Below are 17,691 nucleotides of genomic sequence, written 5' to 3' on the forward strand. Positions count from 1 at the left end.
CCATCAGCGGCTATTGTCGCGCGCGAATTAGCCGGTCATATATCTGTCAGGGGTAAGGGATCGGCTGGGAGAGAATTTAGCTTGCTCGCCTGCAAGGAGAAGAGCCTGTGTCATTAGAATCAAACAAAGTCTTTGCGGCTGTCCTGTCTGCGGCGCTGCTGATCATGGTGATCACGACTGTTTCTGAAAGCGTGTTCCACGAAGAAGAAGCCAAGCCAGCCTTCACGATTGAAGTGGCATCCGAAGAAGCAACCGATGCCGTTGTTGAAGAAGGTCCATCGCTTGCTGAGCTTCTGGCTTCTGCAGACGCCGGTAAGGGCGAGCGTCAGTTCGCGAAATGTAAAGCCTGCCACACCATTGGCAAGGACGAAGGTAATCGTACCGGGCCGAACCTCTATGGTGTAATGGGCCGTCAGATCGGAAGCCACGGCGGCTTCAACTATTCTGGTGCACTGTCTGGCCAGGACGGCAACTGGACATGGGAAATCATGGACCAGTGGCTCAAGAGCCCGAAAAACACGTTCGACGGTACCAGCATGGCATTCGCCGGCATCCGCAAGGAAGAGCAGCGCGCTGACCTGATGGCGTACCTCAACAGCTTCTCTGACAGCCCGCTCGAGCTGCCAGCCGCAGAAGCAGCTGAAGAAGCAGCTGAAGAAGTTGCGCCAGAAGCGACTGAAGAAGCCGCTGGCGAATAAGTCAGGGTTTACTGAAGAGATTTCTGAAAGCGGCGATCCATCCGGGTCGCCGTTTTTGATTATGCAGGATGAAGTCTTTTAAAGCCTTCTGAAGCCCAAGAAGGCGGGGCCGGTGCGGCCCTTGTCAGCCATTTCCTTCGCCACCCAGCCCTTGACGTCCTCTAGCGGATCAATCGTGACCATCATGTGGGTGGCGTTGGCGTGGAGGAGGTGCACGCCGTCGATCATGAAGCCCACGTGGCCGGGGAAGAACGCCAGGTCACCGCGCACGGGCGTCTCGCCCATCTCCAGCGCGCGACCGAGGCTGTCATATTGCGCGCCACTGTCCCGGTGCACCCGGTGACCGGCTGCCGCAAGTGCCATCTGCACCAGGCCGCTGCAGTCGATGCCCAGTTTGGACCTGCCGCCCCACAGGTAGGGCGAGCCGATAAAGCTTTCGGCGGTATCCACGGGGTCGGCCTTGCCGCAGCCCACAGGAGTGACGTGTTTTTCATAAATCCAGCCGCCGACATGCAGTTCCGAAAAGCCGTTTTCCGACACGCCGGGCAGGGTGATGAAGGCGCCCATGGGCAACACCACTTCGGGCGCGGACTTGAGGTCCGGCTCGCGGTAGACATGAGAGAGCGGCGCGGAGATGCGGTGGCTGGGGAGCACGTCATATTCGTCGACAGCACTGTCGGTCACCCAGCCCATATAGCCGTCGATCAGGCTGATGATGAACCACCAGCCGGGCACTTCGGCCAGAATCTGCACGGGTTCGCTGTAGAGAAGCTCGGTGACGGTCTCGGCGTCGGGCTCGGGCTCGGCCTTGACGGCAGCGATGGGGCGGGCGCCCAGCCCGTCAATGGTGCTACCCCCAAGGAGGCTCTTGCTGCTTTTCAGAAGGCTGTTGGGGTCATAGAGCGGCGGCAGGCCAAAGCCGTGCAGCAGGTCACTCATAGCCGCCTTCCCCTGCATCCACGAGCCTTTCTGCCGCCACGATGCGGTCCGACAATTCGCTCAGGTAAACGGCGCCCTTGACGGTGCGTTGCACCAGGACGTTGCGGCGGTCTTTCTCATCGCGCTTGCGCTTGAGGTAGCCAAGCTGCCCTAGGGTATCAAGCGCGCGGGTGATCACCGGCTTGGTCACATTCATCTTGGCGGCAAGGCCCCGGACGGTGTGCGGGTCTGATGTCATATAGACGGTCAGCAGGACGGTCATCTGCCTGAGGGTCAGGTCAGGGACGTCCGCGCGCACAACATCCAGATTGGCGGTGTGCCAGATCTTCAGCATCCGGGGATTTGTTTTTTCGGTCACAGGCTCGTTCCTCAGCCGGAATGATCAAAGGTGACACAGAACTTCAGCCCCTAAGGTGACCCGATTTTGTGCTAGCCGTCAAGCGACAAGAAGTCTTTCATGGCCGTATGCATGGCACGGATGGCCTGTGCATCCCCACCTTTCGGGCGGCCCGGCTTGGGTTTTGGTACCCAGGCGAAAACATCCAGATGGACCCACGGTGTGCCCTCTTCAACGAAGCGCTGCAGATAGAGAGCCGCCGTGATGGAGCCCGCGAATCCGCCACTGTCGGAGATATTGCTCATGTCTGCCACATCGCTTTTGAGCGTCTCATCATAGGGCGCCCACAAGGGCATGCGCCAAACCGGATCGGTCTCTGCCGTCGCGGCCTTGTCGATCGCCGCCCAGAGGGTTTCATCATTGGCGTAGGTGGCTGGCAGGTCCGGGCCCAGCGCCACGCGCGCCGCACCCGTGAGGGTCGCGAAATCAACCAACAGGTCGGGTGTGTCCTCGCAGGCAAGCGTCAGCGCGTCACACAGGACCAGGCGGCCTTCAGCGTCCGTGTTGCCCACCTCAACTGAAATGCCCTTGCGGGTTGCCAGCACGTCACCGGGGCGGAAGGCATTGCCGTCCACCGCGTTCTCGACCGCCGGGATCAGCACACGCAGCTGTACTTTGGTTTCCATGGACATGATCAGCCGCGCCAGCGCCAGCACGTGGGCCGCGCCGCCCATGTCTTTTTTCATCAAAAGCATGCCGGCTGCGGGCTTGAGGTCCAGCCCGCCGGTATCGAAACAGACGCCCTTGCCCACCAGCGTGACCTTCGGGCCACTTTCGCCCCAATTGAGGTCAATCAGGCGGGGCTCCCGGCCTTCGCCTGCTGCGCGGCCAACCGCATGGATTACGGGGAAGTTTTCGTCCAGCAGGTCTTCACCCACGATGGTCGCGCAGGTGCCGCCGAATTCTTCCGCCAGCGCTTCGGCCACATCCTGCAGGTGGGCCGGGCCCATGTCTTCGGTGGGGGTGTTCACAAGGTCACGCGCCAGGCAGACGGCGTCGACTTGTTTTTCCACCGCTTCGAGGTCAGTGCCCGCCGGCAGCGCAAGAATGCGGCCGCCCTCAGGCTTTTCGCTCAGGTAACGATCGAACTTATATTGCGCCAGCGCCCAACCCAGAGCCACCTTGGCGGCGTCTTCCGGTTCCACACCGTCCAGCCGGTATGTGCCTTTGGGCAACAGGGTCGCGGCCGAGGCCAGCGACCAGACGTCAGCGTTACCGTCAGCTACGCCCGTCAGCGCCAAACCACCGTCTTCGCCGGGCAGCAGCACGCTGGTGCCCGCCTCGCCTGAAAACTCCACCTTTTCGGCCCAGGCCAGTTGGCCCTTCGTGAGGCCAACTGGCCAATCATCCGTGCACACGAGGCGTAGCGGTATGGCGTCTGGGCTTGTTTTGGCGGTCAGGAATGCGGTGGTCATTGGGGCGTCCTTTTTGGGCTTTCAGCTGTGTGAATTTTGGGACTAAAGCTACCGACTATTAAGCTTCAGGCGCGATGGTGACCTGCAGGCCGTCCATGGAGCCATCGACTTCGATCTGGCAGGACAGGCGGGACGCGCCTTCCTTGAAATGCTCGCTGTCCTCGAGAAGATAATGCTCATCATCTTCCATCGCGGGCAGTTTGCCAAAGTCGCCGCCGTCTACATATACGTGACAGGTGCAGCAGCTGCAGCAGCCGCCGCAAATGGCGGCCAGATCGTCGAAATCGTTGTTGCGGATGTTTTCCATCAGCGACAGGCCTTCTTCGGCATCGATATCGCGGGTTTGGCCAGCCAGGTTGGTCACAGAAACTTTTACCATCAGATCTTCCTATATTGTTCCGGTTTGCTCCGGTGCCTGAGCGCAGGGCGCAGGCAAAGCGTTCGCCTTCATATAGCATTTTCCTGAGCGGATAAAAGAGATGATCTCTCGTGGTCTTCCCAATGGAAGATACGGCATTTGATCTGGACTTGCGCAGGGAACGTAAATTTCACGCGTATCACTGGTGATACCACGTCGGGGGAAATCCTTTCGCTTGACGCAGCAGCATCCTTGGTGTGGTATCCCATCAATTGGTGGACGCATGCGTCTAATAATTCGATTCCGTTACGGCACGGGCGTGTCGGGCGCGACAGAGAGGTTTTTATGAAGCGGGTTGTTGAGGCTTTCCATGTCGCCAAGGGCAGTGAAAAGGCCATAGGTCTGGTCCAGGTTGCCCTAGTGATTGCCGTGGTGGTAGGCACCATTGCCATTACCAAGATCATCCGCCTGACCGGCGATAATGGTCCGGGTTATTCATCCACACAGGCAGGGCTGGTGGTGGATGTTTTCCTGCCCAAGGCAGCAAGCCACACCCCGAGGCTGGAGATCACTGGCGAAGTGTCCGCCCGCGCTGGCGTGGCCCTCACTCCGCAGGTGGGCGGCAGGGTTGTCAGCGTGAGCCCGAAGCTGGAACCTGGCGCGCTGGTGGAGGCAGGTGAAGTGCTGTTCACCATCGAACCCCGCGATTACGAGTTGGCGCTTGAACAGGCTGAAGCAGAAGTGGCAGCGGCGGAATCCGACCTGCTGCAGACCCGCGCCAACGCCGATAACTTCATCCGTGACTGGAAGCGGGTTTTCCCAGACAAGCCCGCCCCTGCACTGGTTGCCAAGGAACCGCAGGTGCAGGCCCTGGAAGCCCGGCTGAAGGCGGCCAAAGCGGCCGCTGAAAGGGCAAAGCTGAACCTGGCGCGGACGCGCTTCAGCGTGGACTATCCAGCACGTATTGTTGCCTCCAGTGTCGAGCGTGGCCAGCTTGCGGCCGCGGGCGTCAGCTACGGCAGCCTCTATGCCACAGACAGCCTGCGCATCACTGCGGGTATTGCACCAAAAGACCTTGCGCGGCTGCAGCTTGACGTGGGTGACAAGGTCCGTATCAGCGACGAGTTCGGTGCGAGTGAGGACGCCGTGGCGTCGATCACCCAGCTGGGCGGCGTGCTGGACAGCCGCACCCGCCTGCAGGATGTAATCATTGCCTTGCCAGAGGGACACACGCTGGTGCCGGGTACCTTTGCGACCGTGGAGCTGTCGGGCCATGCGCAGGACAATATCTATAAGTTGCCAATCAGCGCCCTGGCGACTGCAACCAGCGTGTGGCGTGTCAAGAATACCAAGCTTGAAGACATAGCGGTCGATGTTGTCGATATCGATAACGACCATGTCTATGTCCGCGCGTTCGATGTGGCGGACGGTGTGGTGATTTCCGAGGTGCCGACCAGCTTCGTCGCTCGGTCAGTCACCATCCGTAAAGCCATCCGCGCTGAAGGCGCATCCGGGGACGCGTCATGAGCGACGAGCGCATTGAGGCAGGCGGCGTGATGGGCCTCGTGGCCCGTTTTCTTGAAAACCCGGTGATGACCAATCTTCTGATGGTGTTTTTTATCGTCGGTGGCCTGATGACGGCCATCACCATGCGCTCTGAAGTCTTCCCCACGGTGGACGTGGGCACCATTTCGGTGTCGGTGCAGTATCCAGGCGCGACCCCCCTTGAGGTGGAAGACAGCATTACCCGCCGGATCGAAGAGGCCGTACTGGGCGTCAACGGCGTTGAGCGCGTGCGGTCCTACGCCTATGAAAATAGGGGTGCCCTGACGCTGGAGCTTGAAGACTTCGTCGACGCCTACCGGGTGAAGGATGAGGTTGAAGCCGCGATTGACAGCCTTGTGGATTTTCCGCCCGGCAATGCCGAAAAGCCTATTGTGACCGTGACCCAGTCGCTGTCGAACGTGCTGACGCTGGTGCTGGTGGGCCAGGTGGGCGAAGGCGAGATGCGCGAAACCGCGGAACTGTTGGAGCGCGACCTGCTGGCGCTTGATGCTGTGTCGGCCATTACCATCCGCGGGGCGCGGGCCAAGGAAATCTCGATTGAGCTTTCCGAAGATACGCTGAGGAAATACGACCTGACGTTCAAGCAGGTGGCAGACGCTATTCGCAATTCTTCCATTGAGCTTTCGGGCGGGGCGATCAAGTCCGGCGACGGCGAGATCCTGCTCAGGACCGATGCCAAGGCGCGGGTGGGCGATGAATTCGAGCGTATCATGATCCGTTCCACCAGCACGGGTGATATTGTACGCCTGAGCGATGTGGCGACGGTCACTGACGGTTTCGCCGATGAGCCGCTGATCAACGAATATAATGGCTCCCCCGCCATCTTCCTCGATATCCTAAGGAACGAAAGCGCCGACATCCTGGATGTGAAGCGCAAGGTGGTCGACTATGTGAACACCGTGCCGCTGCAGGAAGGTATCGCGGTGCTGGTCTTCCGGGACCAGACAGAAATCCTGGCCGACCGCATCAGCCTGCTGACCAGCAATGCACTGCTTGGTTTTGCGCTGGTATTCCTGCTGTTGGTTGCCACGCTTGATTTCAAGCTGGCTTTCTGGGTGGCCATGGGCATCCCCATCAGCTTTTTGGGCGGCTTCCTGATTTTCGGCAGCATGGGCATCACGCTCAATATGGTCACGCTGTTTGCCCTGATTGTGGTGATCGGCATCGTGGTGGATGACGCCATCGTGGTGGGCGAAAACATCTATGCCGAACAGCAGCACGGCTTCCATGAAAGCCGGGCGGCGTTCGAGGGTGTGAAAAATATCTATGCACCGGTGCTGGTGGGTGTGCTGACGACCATGGCGGCCTTCGCACCACTTCTGTTCCAGACCGGCACCTTCGCCAAGATCACCCGGCCGATCCCGGTGGCCGTGATCGCGATCCTGGCTGTATCGCTGATTGAGGCTTTCTTCATCCTGCCGATGCACCTTCGGCATGAAAATCGTTGGTCCAAGGGGCTCCTGCGCACCATTCAGCAGAAGGTGGCACGGGGGCTGGACGCCTTTGCCATCGGCCCCCTGCAGCGGATGATTGTGCGCACAAGCCGCTACCGCTACGCCACTGTGGCGGCCACCGTCGGTCTGGTGATGATCAGCTTCTCGCTGGTGGGTGTCGGCATCGTGCGGGTGGTGTTCTTCCCCAATATTGAGGGCACGGAAATTTCGGCCAAACTGGCGCTGCCGAACGGGGCGCCGTTTGAAGCCACGGTAGAAGCGATGGACCAGTTGCAGACGGCGCTGGATAAAGTGGCTGCCGAGATCAAAGCCGAATCCGGTGAGACGGTCATCAACGCCACATCGGTCACGATCGGGGCTCGCTATAATCAGGTCACCGGCCCAGGCGCGGTTTCAAGTGCTTTGACAGCCAGCCACCTGGGGCAGATGTCAGTTGAGCTGGTGCCCACGGACGACCGCAGCTACAGCGCGCGCGACATTGGCCGGCGTTGGGAGCAGGCCGTTGGCCAGATTCCGGGCGCCGAAACGCTGACGTTCGCCTCTACCATCGGCCCGCAAAGTGTCGATGTGGGGTATGAGCTTGCACACGACGACCAGCATGAACTGGAGGCGGCGGCCGCAGACCTGGCGGACCAGATAGCCCTTATCGGCGGCGTCGGCCAGATCGATGCTGGACTGGACCTTGGCAAGCGTCAGTTCGAATTTACGCTGACAGACCTTGGGCTCGCCTCCGGCATCAAGCCAACAGACCTGGCTCGCCAGCTCAGGCAGGCCTATTTCGGTGAAGAAGTGCAGCGTATCCAGCGCGGGCGTGAGGAAGTGAAGGTCTATGTGCGCTATCCTGCGGAAATGCGCCACAGCCTTGAAAGGCTTGAAGACGTGCGTATTCGCCTGCCGGACGGTAGTGGTGTGCCTCTTGCCCTTGTGGCGGACCTCAAGGAAGGTCGCAGCCCGACCTCAATCGAACGGGTCAATGGCCGTCGGGTGCTGACAGTGACCGCTGATGTGGATGAAGCCATCACCACCCCCAATGTGGTCAATGAATTGATCCAGGGGGAAATCCTGCCGGGCCTGATGGAAAAGCACTTGGGCCTCCGCTGGCAGCTGGAAGGGGCCTCGCGCGAACAGAGTGAGGATTTCCAGTCGCTTTTCCGGGGCTTCATCCTGGCCGTAATCGTGATTTATGCGTTGGTGGCAACGCAGCTGAAAAGTTACCTGCAGCCGGCGATCATCCTGGTGTCGATCCCGCTCGGGATTGCCGGGGCCATCTATGGCCATATGACGTTGGGGCATGACCTGTCGTTTGTGTCGCTCTTTGGTGTGGTGGCGCTGGCGGGCGTGGTGGTGAATGCCTCCGTTGTGCTGATCGACCGCTATAACACGGAACTGAGAGAGCCGGGCGCGACCGCGATTGACGCGGCTGTGCGCGCCACCCTCAGGCGCTTTCGCCCGATTGCGCTGACGACCATCACCACAGCACTGGGGCTATTGCCGATCATTTCGGAAACCAGCCCACAAGCGCAGTTTCTGATTCCGATGGCGGTCAGCCTGGCGACGGGCCTCGTGTTCTCAAGCTTCGTGATGCTGTTTGCGCTACCGGCGCTCATTCTGGTGATTGAGGACATCCGCGGCTTCTTCTCGCATGAACACCGCATGGCGGCCCTGGGGCACGACGGCGTGCCGGACCAGAATGGCGCCGGGCCCGACAAGCCGTCCCCGGATGCCGTCGAATAAGGCCCAGAGACAGCCGAACAGGAAAAAGGGCGGGCAATCCCCGCCCTTTTTTGTTCTAGAAGGCTTTCTGCCAGCCAAGCATCAGTGATGTGCCGGTGCCCAGGTTGTTTGTGCCCCGGTCTTCTGTGATGGGGAAACCCAGCTCGATCCCCAGCCGGTGGGTACCCACCACATAGAGGTTGGTGCCGATGAAGCCGCGCAGGCGGTTGCGGGCACCACCCGACAGCGGCGATGTAGCCCGCCAGGCGCTATAGTCTTCATAGGCAAGCCGGGCCGACAGGCTTACGCGGTCTGTGACGGTGACAGATGACCAGCCGCTTATGGTCCAGCTGTCGCCAGCCTTTTCGCCTGTGGCGGTTTCATCCAGCCAGACACTGGCGCTTGCCTGAAAACCAAACGACCAGCCGTCCTCGAACTGGCTGAAAGTCACCTTCGGCAGCAGCCCCCACGATCCCGTGCCAGCCTGCATCTTGAGAGGCAACAGATTGCCCATAGTGTCTGTGTCGCCGGTTTCCCCGACGGGAATATTGACCCCCAATGTGAGGAGAAGGCGACGATGGCCATCGTTGAATAGCGGCGTGATGGCGTTCAGCTTCAGGTCCCCGACCCCGCTTGCTGACCGTGTCATGTCCGTGCTCATCATGCGCATGGTCATGTCTTTTTCGCGGTAGGCGATGCCGGCGGAAAAGGTCAGCCTGTCGCTTGGTGCATACATGCCGCCCATCATCACCATGGTGCTGTCCATTTCCTGCGGTCCCGTCATGGTATTTGTGGGGTCATTCATGCCCATTGTCATCACGCGCAAGGCGGCCATCCATTCGCCTTTCTTGTGATAATGGTCGCCCATCACGCCAATAGGCGCATGGTCATCGATGCGGGGTTTGGTGCCGCCGTGCGCAAGGGCTGCGGGCGTGAGAAAACTTGCGGCAAGGGCCGCATATACAAATGTGGTTTTCATGAAAATTTCCTGATGTCATCAAAAAGGGCCGCGCGTGCACCGGGCACGCATGGCAGATCAATGCAAACGATGATGAGATCAGGCTTTTGGCGGACCCGTATGGAAGCGGAAGCTGGCTTCCGGGCGGGACACCTGTGGAGCCGCATATGCCGTGAAAGCCTCACCGGGCACGGGCCTTTGCATGTCGGGCAGGAGGTCAACTGCGGTCAGCGTGGCAACAGGGGCGTGCACACAGGCATGACAATGGCCCGTGCGGCCGTCTTCTGTGTTGTTGCAGATGTCGCTGAGCGTCAGGGACGTGCCGTCGGGCGCCACCAGGCCAGGCACCACCATGCTGGCGGCGGCCCCGCTTGCCAGAAGGCCCTGCAGGAACAGGGCGACCGAAAGTGCCAGCACCGGCAAAAACCGGTCAAGCCTGTCGGTCATGCATTTGAAGTGACGGGTCATGCTGCGGGGATAGCACGCCTTTTCCAGGCTGCAAACCGGACCTTACCGGGCGCGACAATACGCCGCCAGTGGTATCGCCGTTCAACCAGGCCAGCTCGCCTGGATGGTCAGGAAATCCATGAAATCAACACCTGCCGCTTCAAGCCAGGCTTCTGATGGCCCTTGCCAGCGGTGGGCAGACCAGTCAACAGCGCCATTCTTCTTGAAGGTTATGCCTTCGTCCGCCAGGCGCTTGCGTTGACGCATTGCGCCGTCGCGGTCGCTGATTTTGCCTGCGCTGTTGATTACCCGCTGCCACGGAATGCCCTGGCCCGTCGGTGTTGCCGCCATGGCAAAGCCGACAATACGCGGGGTTAAGCCCGGCAGCAGGGAGGCCACCATGCCGTAGCTGGCCACCTGGCCCTTCGGGATCTCCCGAACGAGGTCATAGACGGCAGGGAAACTTGCGTAAGTACGGGTCATGAAATCTCCGGGTCAAGCTGGGGGCTTACCATTACCGAGCCGGGGAGGTCGCTCAAGTAGAAAATGTGCTAGAGCATCAACTGCTCCGGCGTACAGGAGAATGTCAGCGTGTCAGCTTTGCGGATGACCTTGTCCTTGAATTCAATCAGAACGCTGCCGGTTGCGCTGCCCCCAGCGATCTGTTTGCCCTGGGCTTTGATCGACCAGGTCACGGTTGGACAGCTTTCACCAAAATTGGCCGTGATGTTGCTATGCTTGGGCGCAAGGATACTCATGAATCCGCCAAGTCCCTTGGCCTGCCCCCAGGCGGTGTGGACTTTGTCGTGCAGCGCACGCATGTCATAGCTGGTGCTGGCGGGCTCCAGGACGCCAAGGGTCAAGGCCAGGCTCATGCTGTTCTGGGGCCGGTCAACCGTCACGACGGGGTTGGCCTCCAGCAGCTCCTGGCTGGGGCGATAGTCGATATAGCCCTTTTCGTCCGTACTGAAAGTCACGGATTTGCCGTTATGGGTGAAGGACATTTCCAGAACTCCGGCTTCTCCTTCACGGGGAAAGACGCGGTATAACGGCTTGAAAGCGGGCTCTTCCTTCGAAGCCATCTTCAGATAGGTATCATATTTGTGGAACAATTTTGCCAGAGGCAGGCTGGCATTCTTTTCTTCTGCTTTTGCGCTAGCGGTCAGGCACGCAGCCAGGCACAGGACAGATACAGTTGCTTTCTTAAGCATTGGTCTTCTCGTTCCCCGTTATCGTTGGAAGCACCATCGAATCCAATTGCGGCATTATTGTGAAACAATAATTATTTGTGTGGCTATTTCAGCCACGCCTGAGTATTGCCGGTGAGCTTAGAAGGCAACCTGAAGGCTGTCGATGTCGCTCAGGGAGACGCTTGTCAGGAAAATACTGTCTCCACCGCCTGTGTCGATCAGTATGCCATCTGACAGTTCAGTGGCGGCGTCGCGGACACCGTCAAGGTCACTGAAGTCTACGGAAAGGTCCGAAAGGTCCAGTATGTCCTCACTCAGGTCAAATCCTTCGACAGTGTCTGCGCCGTGCCCGGATTGGAAGATTAGCAGGTCTGTGCCCGCACCGGGGCGCAGGATATCGGCACCGATACCGCCGTCCAGGGTGTCGGCGCCGCTGCCGCCGTACAGGGTATCAGCCCCGCTGCCACCAGTGACGGCATCATCGCCCGTACCGCCATAGAGCTCGTCGTTTCCATCTCCGCCGTCGATCTGGTCATTATCCGACCCAGCAAAAACGATGTCGCGGCCACTGCCGCCAAACAGAACGTCATCACCGCCCTTGCCAGCATATATCGTGTCTGCACCACCATTGCCGTAGACGGTGTCGTCGCCTATGCCGCCGCCCAGCTGGTCGGCGACGTCTGACCCATATAGCATGTCGTTGCCGCCGCCTGCCCAAAGCTGTTCAGTATTTGTGCCGGCAATGACGGTCCCGCCATTCCACAGGCCACCAACCAATGTATCCTGGCCGTTGCCGCCAAAGAGCGCGTCGGCTCCGTTGCCGCCGACCAGCAGATCGTTTCCGCCGCCGCCACCAAGGATGTCTGCACCGTCGCCACCAAAGAATCGATCGCCTCCAACATCACCAGAGCCGGCCCATATCTGGTCGTTGCCTGCCCCGCCGTTGATGGTGTCTGCACCGGCATCGCCGCGCAAGATATCGGCTTCACTGCTGCCAGTAATGCTGTCATGGCCGCTGCCGCCAAATACATTGGCGCCATCGGAAGTCGATACAAAAACGTCTGCGCCATCACCCAGGTAAACCCGACCACCAATCTCGCCGGTGTTTGTCAGGGTATCGTCCCCGAGGCCCAGCGATATGTTGCCGTCAATGAAGCCGGCGTTGGTGATTGTGTCGGCAAAAGAGAAGTCGTCTGGAATCTCGGTGACAAGCTCGCCATTCAGGTGCAAGGCGTACCCACCGTTCACCAGTTCAAGCGTGAAAATGCCGAACTCGTTCTCATAGGACTGCAGAACGCCGGTCGACGCATAATATCCAGATTCGCCCTTTTCATACTCATAATGGAAATAGAAGGCATAGTTGGAATCGGTGCCATCGATCAGCCCCAGGCGCACCACATATGCTTCAAGCTGGGCGTTTGGCGCGTAGGACCAGAAGTCGTCAGGCAGCATCTGGGTTGACTGGTTGCTGGTGTATACCCGGTTGGCGTAGGCCGTGAAGTCTTCCTCATCTGCTGTATCGATGGCAAAGCCGCTGTTGCCCGCAGCCGTGTTGGCAAGGATGCTGCCGTTGCTGGACACCGTTATGTCAGCCTGACCGGCATAGATGCCTGTGTCGCTGCTTGAAACGGTTCCAGATAGCGTAAGGTCCAGGCTGCTTTGTCTGTCTACCAGGATGCCGTAGGCAGGTTGGTCGTAGAAGGTGGCAGATTCGCTGCCATCTGTGGAAATGGTACCGCTGCTGGTAAGGTCGAGCGTGAGGTTGCTGCCTTTGAGTCGCACGCCAATCGTGCCGCCAGACACTGAACCTGCATTTGTCACACTGCCGCCACCATGTTTCAGGTAGATGCCCGTGTGCTGCCCATAAATGCTGCCAGACGCCGTGTTGGTGATTGAGGTGTGTTCGGTTTGAAAGCCCGGGCTGTCCTGGGCGCTTAGATAGCCGGAATAGATGCCAGTTGAAAAATATATAGGGTCGCCAGCAAGCGCGGCGCCTCCTGTGGCCTTGAGGGTTCCACTATTGGTCACAGTCCCGCCGTAGATCAGGACAGAGTAGCCGATACTCTGGATCAGGCCTTGGTTGGTAATATCGGTATCAGCAGAAGCTGTTATGCCGTCACCTGAAACATAGACGCCGTGTTTGCCGCTCTTTATCTCACCAGACGACAGGTTTGTCAGCGTAAGCGTGCCGGTTGAGACTTGGACGCCGTTTCCTCGCGACCACTCCGGCTCGCCTTCGGGGTCGGGATAGACCAGTGCAGAAATGCTTCCGGCATTTGTTACATCAACAAATGACGCGTCGCTGTAGAATGCGGCACTACTATTCGCGTGAGTGGCCTGGAAGTCGATGGTGCCATTGTTGGTCAGCGTATCCCGTTCACCGCCACCTGCATCAATATAGTTGGAGAGAACCGCATTGATGGTGATGGTGTCGGACTGATCTTCGTCCAGATTGATGGCGTCTGATGAATCGTCGGAAATGATTATTTCGGTCACAAGCTTCCCCACAAGCTAAGGCTGAAGTATGGCCATTAATCTTGTGAGGCGCACACAAAGTCAATCTAAATATCGCCGTTTTTCCAGAGGCCACTTGGGTCAGGCGGTTTCAATTTCGGCAAGACCCAGGTCTTTCATCATGGCTTCGCGCATTTTGAATTTCTGGATCTTGCCTGTTACCGTCATCGGGTACTCGTCGACGAAACGGACGTGGCGTGGGATTTTATAGTGGGCGATTTGCCCATTGCAGAAGGCCTTGATGGCGCCAGCGTCCAGCTCTGCGCCCTCCTTCAATTGAAGCCAGGCGCAGAGTTCTTCACCGTATTTCTCATCCGGGATGCCGAACACTTGCGCGTCGCGGATATCCGGGTGGGTGTAGAGGAATTCTTCCACCTCGCGCGGATAGATGTTTTCGCCGCCGCGGATGACCATGTCTTTTACGCGGCCTGTGATGCGGCAGTATCCTTCCGCGTCAATCACCGCCAGATCGCCTGTGTGCATCCAGCCGTCCGCGTCGATCGCCTCAGCGGTGCGGTCGGCGTCATCCCAATAGCCGCGCATCACAAGATAGCCGCGCGTGCACAGCTGGCCTTGGGTGCCGCGCGGCACGGTTTTGCCATCCTCATCGATGACCTTCACTTCCGCATGCGGGTGGATGCGGCCAACGGTAGATGTGCGGCGCTCAACGCTATCGCCGCGCGCGGTCTGGAAGCTGACGGGGCTTGTCTCCGTCATGCCGTAGGCGATGGTGCATTCGCTCATATGCATGTCTGAAATTACCCGCTTCATCACCTCCACCGGGCACGGCGAGCCGGCCATGATACCGGTGCGCAGGGACGAAAGGTCATAGCGTTTGAAATTGGGTTCATTCAGTTCTGCGATAAACATGGTGGGCACACCCTGCAGGCCAGTGCAGCGCTCGTCCTCAACAGCCTGCAGCACGCTTTTCGGCTCAAAGGCTTCTGCAGGGAACACCAGTGTCGCGCCCACCAGCGCACAAGCCAGCACAGACATGACCATGCCAAAGCAGTGATAGAGCGGCACGGGCACGCACAGGCGGTCCTCGCTCGTCAAGTTCATGGCGGCGCCAACAAACTTGGCGTTATTCAGGATATTATGGTGGCTCAGCGTCGCGCCCTTTGGATTGCCCGTGGTGCCGCTGGTGAACTGGATATTGATGTCATCCGTGGGCTTCAGTGACCGCTCGATCTCATAAAGCCGCTCATAATGTTCTTCTTCGGCCAGCTCGACGATATCGGCGAACTGGAAGAAACCCGCGGGCGCTTCTTCCCCCATGGTGATGGCGGCCCTGAGGTGCGGCAGGTGTGCGGCGTCAAGCTTGCCGTGGGGGCATGTCGCCAGTTCCGGCGCCAGTTCCTGCAGCATGGCCTCGTAATCGGACGTCTTGAACTTGTCGGCCAGCACCAGCGCCTTGCAGCCGACTTTATTCAGCGCATATTCAAGCTCATGGGTCCTGTAGGCCGGGTTGATGTTCACCTGGATGAGACCGGCTTTGGCGGTGGCGAATTGGGTGATGACCCACTCGATGCGGTTCGGCGCCCACACGCCGACGCGGTCACCGGGCTCAAGCCCCAGCGCCAGGAACCCGGCGGCGAAGGCTTCCACGTCATGGAGGAATTCTTCGTAAGAAAGGCGGATGCCGTCCTCAGCAAATACCAGGAATTCATTGTCCGGGAAACGGGCCGCTGTCTCATTCAGCATGTCGCCGATGGTTTTCTCCAGCAGCGGCTCATCCACAGGCCCGATAACGTGACTTTCCATAATTCCTCCCCAAGAACCGGCCCAGAACCGGGGAAGTCGCAAGGCCTGCCCGGTTTAACAATCTACCACATTGGCGGCGATCGGCACGGTGACCGCCAGACCGCCTTCTGCAGTTTCCTTATATTTGGACTGCATGTCACGCCCTGTTATGCGCATGGTGCGAATTACCTTGTCGAGCGTGACAAAATGGGTGCCGTCGCCGCGCATCGCGAGCCGCGTGGCATTGATGGCCTTGATGGCTGCCATGGCGTTCCGTTCAATGCAGGGCACCTGCACCAGCCCGCCGATGGGGTCGCATGTCAGCCCCAAATTGTGTTCCATGCCGATCTCGGCTGCGTTTTCCACCTGCGCTGGTGTGCCGCCCAAGGCTTCCGTGAGGCCCGCAGCCGCCATCGAGCAGGCGCTGCCCACCTCGCCCTGGCAGCCGACTTCGGCGCCAGAGATGGAGGCGTTCATCTTGAACAGGAGGCCCACGGCGCCAGCGGTCAGCAGGAACTTGATCACGCCTTCTTCGTTCGCATGGGGGATGAAACGCATATAATAATGCAGCACAGCCGGCACGATGCCGGCGGCCCCGTTCGTAGGCGCGGTGACAACCCGGCCGCCCACTGCGTTCTCTTCATTGACCGCGAGGGCATAAAGGTTCACCCAATCCAGGATTGTCAGCGGGTCGGTCAGGCCAGTTTCCGGTCGCGATTTCAGCTGGTCATAGAGCTTTTGGGCGCGCCGCTTGATCTTGAGGCCCGGCATATCGCCGCCACGGGAACAGCCGCGCTCGACGCATTCCTGCATGACGGACCAGATTTCCAGGAGTTCAGCCCTGATCTGCTGGCTCGAGCGCAGCACTTTCTCGTTCGCCATCATGACGGCACTGATGGGCTTACCGGTACGTTCGCAGTGCGCCAGCAACTCTTCCGCAGACTTGAACGGATAGGGCTGCTTGATCTTGTCTTCAACAAACTTGTCTTTTTCAGCCTCGTTTTCATGCACGATGAAACCGCCACCGATGGAATAATAGATTGACCGGTTCAGCTCATTGCCGTCTTTGTCGTAGGCCCAGAATTCCATGCCGTTCGGGTGGAATTCCAGCTGTTCGCGCGGCAGAAGTTGCAGGTCGTCATCTTCATGGAAGTCGATGGTATGGTGGCCCATCAGCTTGATCTTCTGGTACTTACGCACCGCCTCAACCATGGCCGGGATTGCTTCCACATCAACGCCGCGCGGGCATTCGCCCATCAGCCCCAGCATCACCGCAGTGTCCGACCCGTGGCCGCGCCCCGTGGCGCCGAGGGAGCCATAAAGCTTTACCGCAAGCCGCGTGACATGCTTCAGCTTGTCGGCAGCTTCAAGCTCCTCGACAAATTCCGTTGCCGCCTTCATCGGGCCCACAGTGTGGCTTGAAGACGGGCCAATGCCGATATTGAAAAGGTCGAGTACGCTGATGCTCATATTTATATGACTGCCAATTGTATAAAATCGGGCACACGCTACGCATAGACGCACCCGCTTGCAAACGGATTTTTCCAAAAAGCGACACGCGACATAAAATTACGCATGTGGAAAAAGCCCAGCTTTTCCAACATGTGAGGTAGGGTAATTTTATTTCAAGGTATTGAAATATTCGTTCAGAAGGGCAGAAAAGGTGCCCTTTACCACAGCATGGTCTGGGGGTTGTCGATGGGCTGCCCGTCGTTGGCGGCCATCAGGCCTTTGATGCAGCGCACGAGGGTCCAGATAAAGAGGCCAAGCAGGATCGGAATACCGATCAGGACCACCAGCAGGAGCGAGCCGACAATACCAATCACAAGCCCCATCCAGAAGGTGCGGATCTGATAGTCCAGGTGGCTTTGATACACCCTGGCGACCTCATTGCTTTTGGTATGGGCAATGATCGCGCCGGCGATCGAAACGAGGCCGCCGGTACAGAGCCCGATCAGAAACAGGATGTAGACAAGAACGACAGAGCGCCGGTCTGCGTCCTGGCGCGGTTGGTGGCGGGGTGTCGTGTCTGTCATATCCGTCTCCATTCTGCCTGATTTTTCGCAATAATTGCATAATGCCCGTTTAGCGACAAGAGCAATGCGCTTTTAAGGTGCGGGCCGCCGGTTGCATGCCGCTACGGACGCGTGCGTTTCGTTGATCATGACGACAAGCATGTCCACGCGCAGCTATAAAAACTTCAGATGGTGCTTTGCTTCGGCCGCAGGAAAGCGGGCAGGATATTGTGAGGCATCTCAGCGGCTGCTACAGAGGTTCCATGAAGGACATCTATAACGCG

At 59.0% G+C, this 17,691-nt stretch carries 15 protein-coding genes; 3 read left to right on the forward strand and 12 right to left on the reverse strand.

Features of this window, described 5'->3' with window-relative positions:
• Positions 1-107: 107 nt before the first annotated feature.
• Positions 108-698: a c-type cytochrome gene (locus tag KORLAC_RS18465; protein WP_068309280.1), complete on the forward strand. Its 591-nt coding sequence runs from the start codon at positions 108-110 to the stop codon at positions 696-698.
• Positions 699-776: 78 nt separating this feature from the next.
• On the opposite strand, the gene KORLAC_RS18470 is transcribed toward KORLAC_RS18465, so the two are convergent.
• The 4 genes from KORLAC_RS18470 to KORLAC_RS18485 all read right to left on the reverse strand — a co-directional run bounded on the left by KORLAC_RS18470 (position 777) and on the right by KORLAC_RS18485 (position 3,828).
• The gene (locus KORLAC_RS18470) at positions 777-1,637 is read right to left on the reverse strand and encodes a C40 family peptidase (protein ID WP_068309282.1); all 861 of its coding nucleotides are present in this window, start codon (positions 1,635-1,637) and stop codon (positions 777-779) included.
• Entirely contained in the window at positions 1,630-1,971 is a 342-nt protein-coding gene (locus KORLAC_RS18475; protein WP_068309429.1) for a MarR family transcriptional regulator, read from the reverse strand. Before KORLAC_RS18475 ends, KORLAC_RS18470 begins: the two co-directional genes overlap by 8 nt.
• Before the next feature lie 95 nt (positions 1,972-2,066).
• A complete protein-coding gene (locus KORLAC_RS18480) occupies positions 2,067-3,449 on the reverse strand; it encodes a leucyl aminopeptidase family protein (protein WP_068309283.1) in 1,383 nt (460 codons plus the stop codon).
• 58 nt (positions 3,450-3,507) lie between these two features.
• Positions 3,508-3,828 carry a 2Fe-2S iron-sulfur cluster-binding protein gene (locus KORLAC_RS18485; protein WP_068309285.1) on the reverse strand — a complete coding sequence of 107 codons (321 nt, stop codon included), beginning with the start codon at positions 3,826-3,828 and terminating at the stop codon, positions 3,508-3,510.
• Between the two features lie 324 nt (positions 3,829-4,152).
• On the opposite strand from KORLAC_RS18485, the gene KORLAC_RS18490 reads away from it, so the two are divergent.
• Positions 4,153-5,334 carry an efflux RND transporter periplasmic adaptor subunit gene (locus KORLAC_RS18490; protein WP_068309287.1) on the forward strand — a complete coding sequence of 394 codons (1,182 nt, stop codon included), beginning with the start codon at positions 4,153-4,155 and terminating at the stop codon, positions 5,332-5,334.
• Positions 5,331-8,561, forward strand: coding sequence for an efflux RND transporter permease subunit (locus tag KORLAC_RS18495; protein WP_082714786.1), 3,231 nt, complete (start codon positions 5,331-5,333; stop codon positions 8,559-8,561). The genes KORLAC_RS18490 and KORLAC_RS18495 overlap by 4 nt, the downstream gene beginning before the upstream one ends.
• Positions 8,562-8,616: 55 nt before the next feature.
• On the opposite strand, the gene KORLAC_RS18500 is transcribed toward KORLAC_RS18495, so the two are convergent.
• The 8 genes from KORLAC_RS18500 to KORLAC_RS18535 all read right to left on the reverse strand — a co-directional run bounded on the left by KORLAC_RS18500 (position 8,617) and on the right by KORLAC_RS18535 (position 17,428).
• Entirely contained in the window at positions 8,617-9,519 is a 903-nt protein-coding gene (locus tag KORLAC_RS18500) for a transporter (protein ID WP_068309289.1), read from the reverse strand.
• A 78-nt stretch (positions 9,520-9,597) separates the two neighbouring features.
• A complete protein-coding gene (locus KORLAC_RS18505; protein WP_068309291.1) occupies positions 9,598-9,966 on the reverse strand; it encodes a hypothetical protein in 369 nt (122 codons plus the stop codon).
• Positions 9,967-10,047: 81 nt separating this feature from the next.
• The gene (locus tag KORLAC_RS18510) at positions 10,048-10,428 is read right to left on the reverse strand and encodes an MGMT family protein (RefSeq protein WP_068309293.1); all 381 of its coding nucleotides are present in this window, start codon (positions 10,426-10,428) and stop codon (positions 10,048-10,050) included.
• 68 nt (positions 10,429-10,496) lie between these two features.
• Positions 10,497-11,156, reverse strand: a complete 660-nt coding sequence (locus KORLAC_RS18515; protein WP_068309295.1) for a hypothetical protein — start codon at positions 11,154-11,156, stop codon at positions 10,497-10,499.
• Positions 11,157-11,273: 117 nt separating this feature from the next.
• Positions 11,274-13,631 (reverse strand): calcium-binding protein, encoded by a 2,358-nt coding sequence (locus tag KORLAC_RS18520; protein ID WP_068309297.1) that lies wholly within the window; start codon positions 13,629-13,631, stop codon positions 11,274-11,276.
• Between the two features lie 99 nt (positions 13,632-13,730).
• Positions 13,731-15,413 carry an AMP-binding protein gene (locus KORLAC_RS18525; protein ID WP_068309299.1) on the reverse strand — a complete coding sequence of 561 codons (1,683 nt, stop codon included), beginning with the start codon at positions 15,411-15,413 and terminating at the stop codon, positions 13,731-13,733.
• Between the two features lie 54 nt (positions 15,414-15,467).
• Complete coding sequence (locus tag KORLAC_RS18530) at positions 15,468-16,862, reverse strand: L-serine ammonia-lyase (protein ID WP_068309300.1); 1,395 nt, start codon at positions 16,860-16,862, stop codon at positions 15,468-15,470.
• Between the two features lie 200 nt (positions 16,863-17,062).
• Complete coding sequence (locus tag KORLAC_RS18535) at positions 17,063-17,428, reverse strand: DUF4870 family protein (RefSeq protein ID WP_068309431.1); 366 nt, start codon at positions 17,426-17,428, stop codon at positions 17,063-17,065.
• Positions 17,429-17,691: the final 263 nt, after the last annotated feature.

This window comes from Kordiimonas lacus, assembly GCF_001550055.1.
Taxonomy (GTDB): Bacteria; Pseudomonadota; Alphaproteobacteria; order Sphingomonadales; family Kordiimonadaceae; genus Kordiimonas; species Kordiimonas lacus.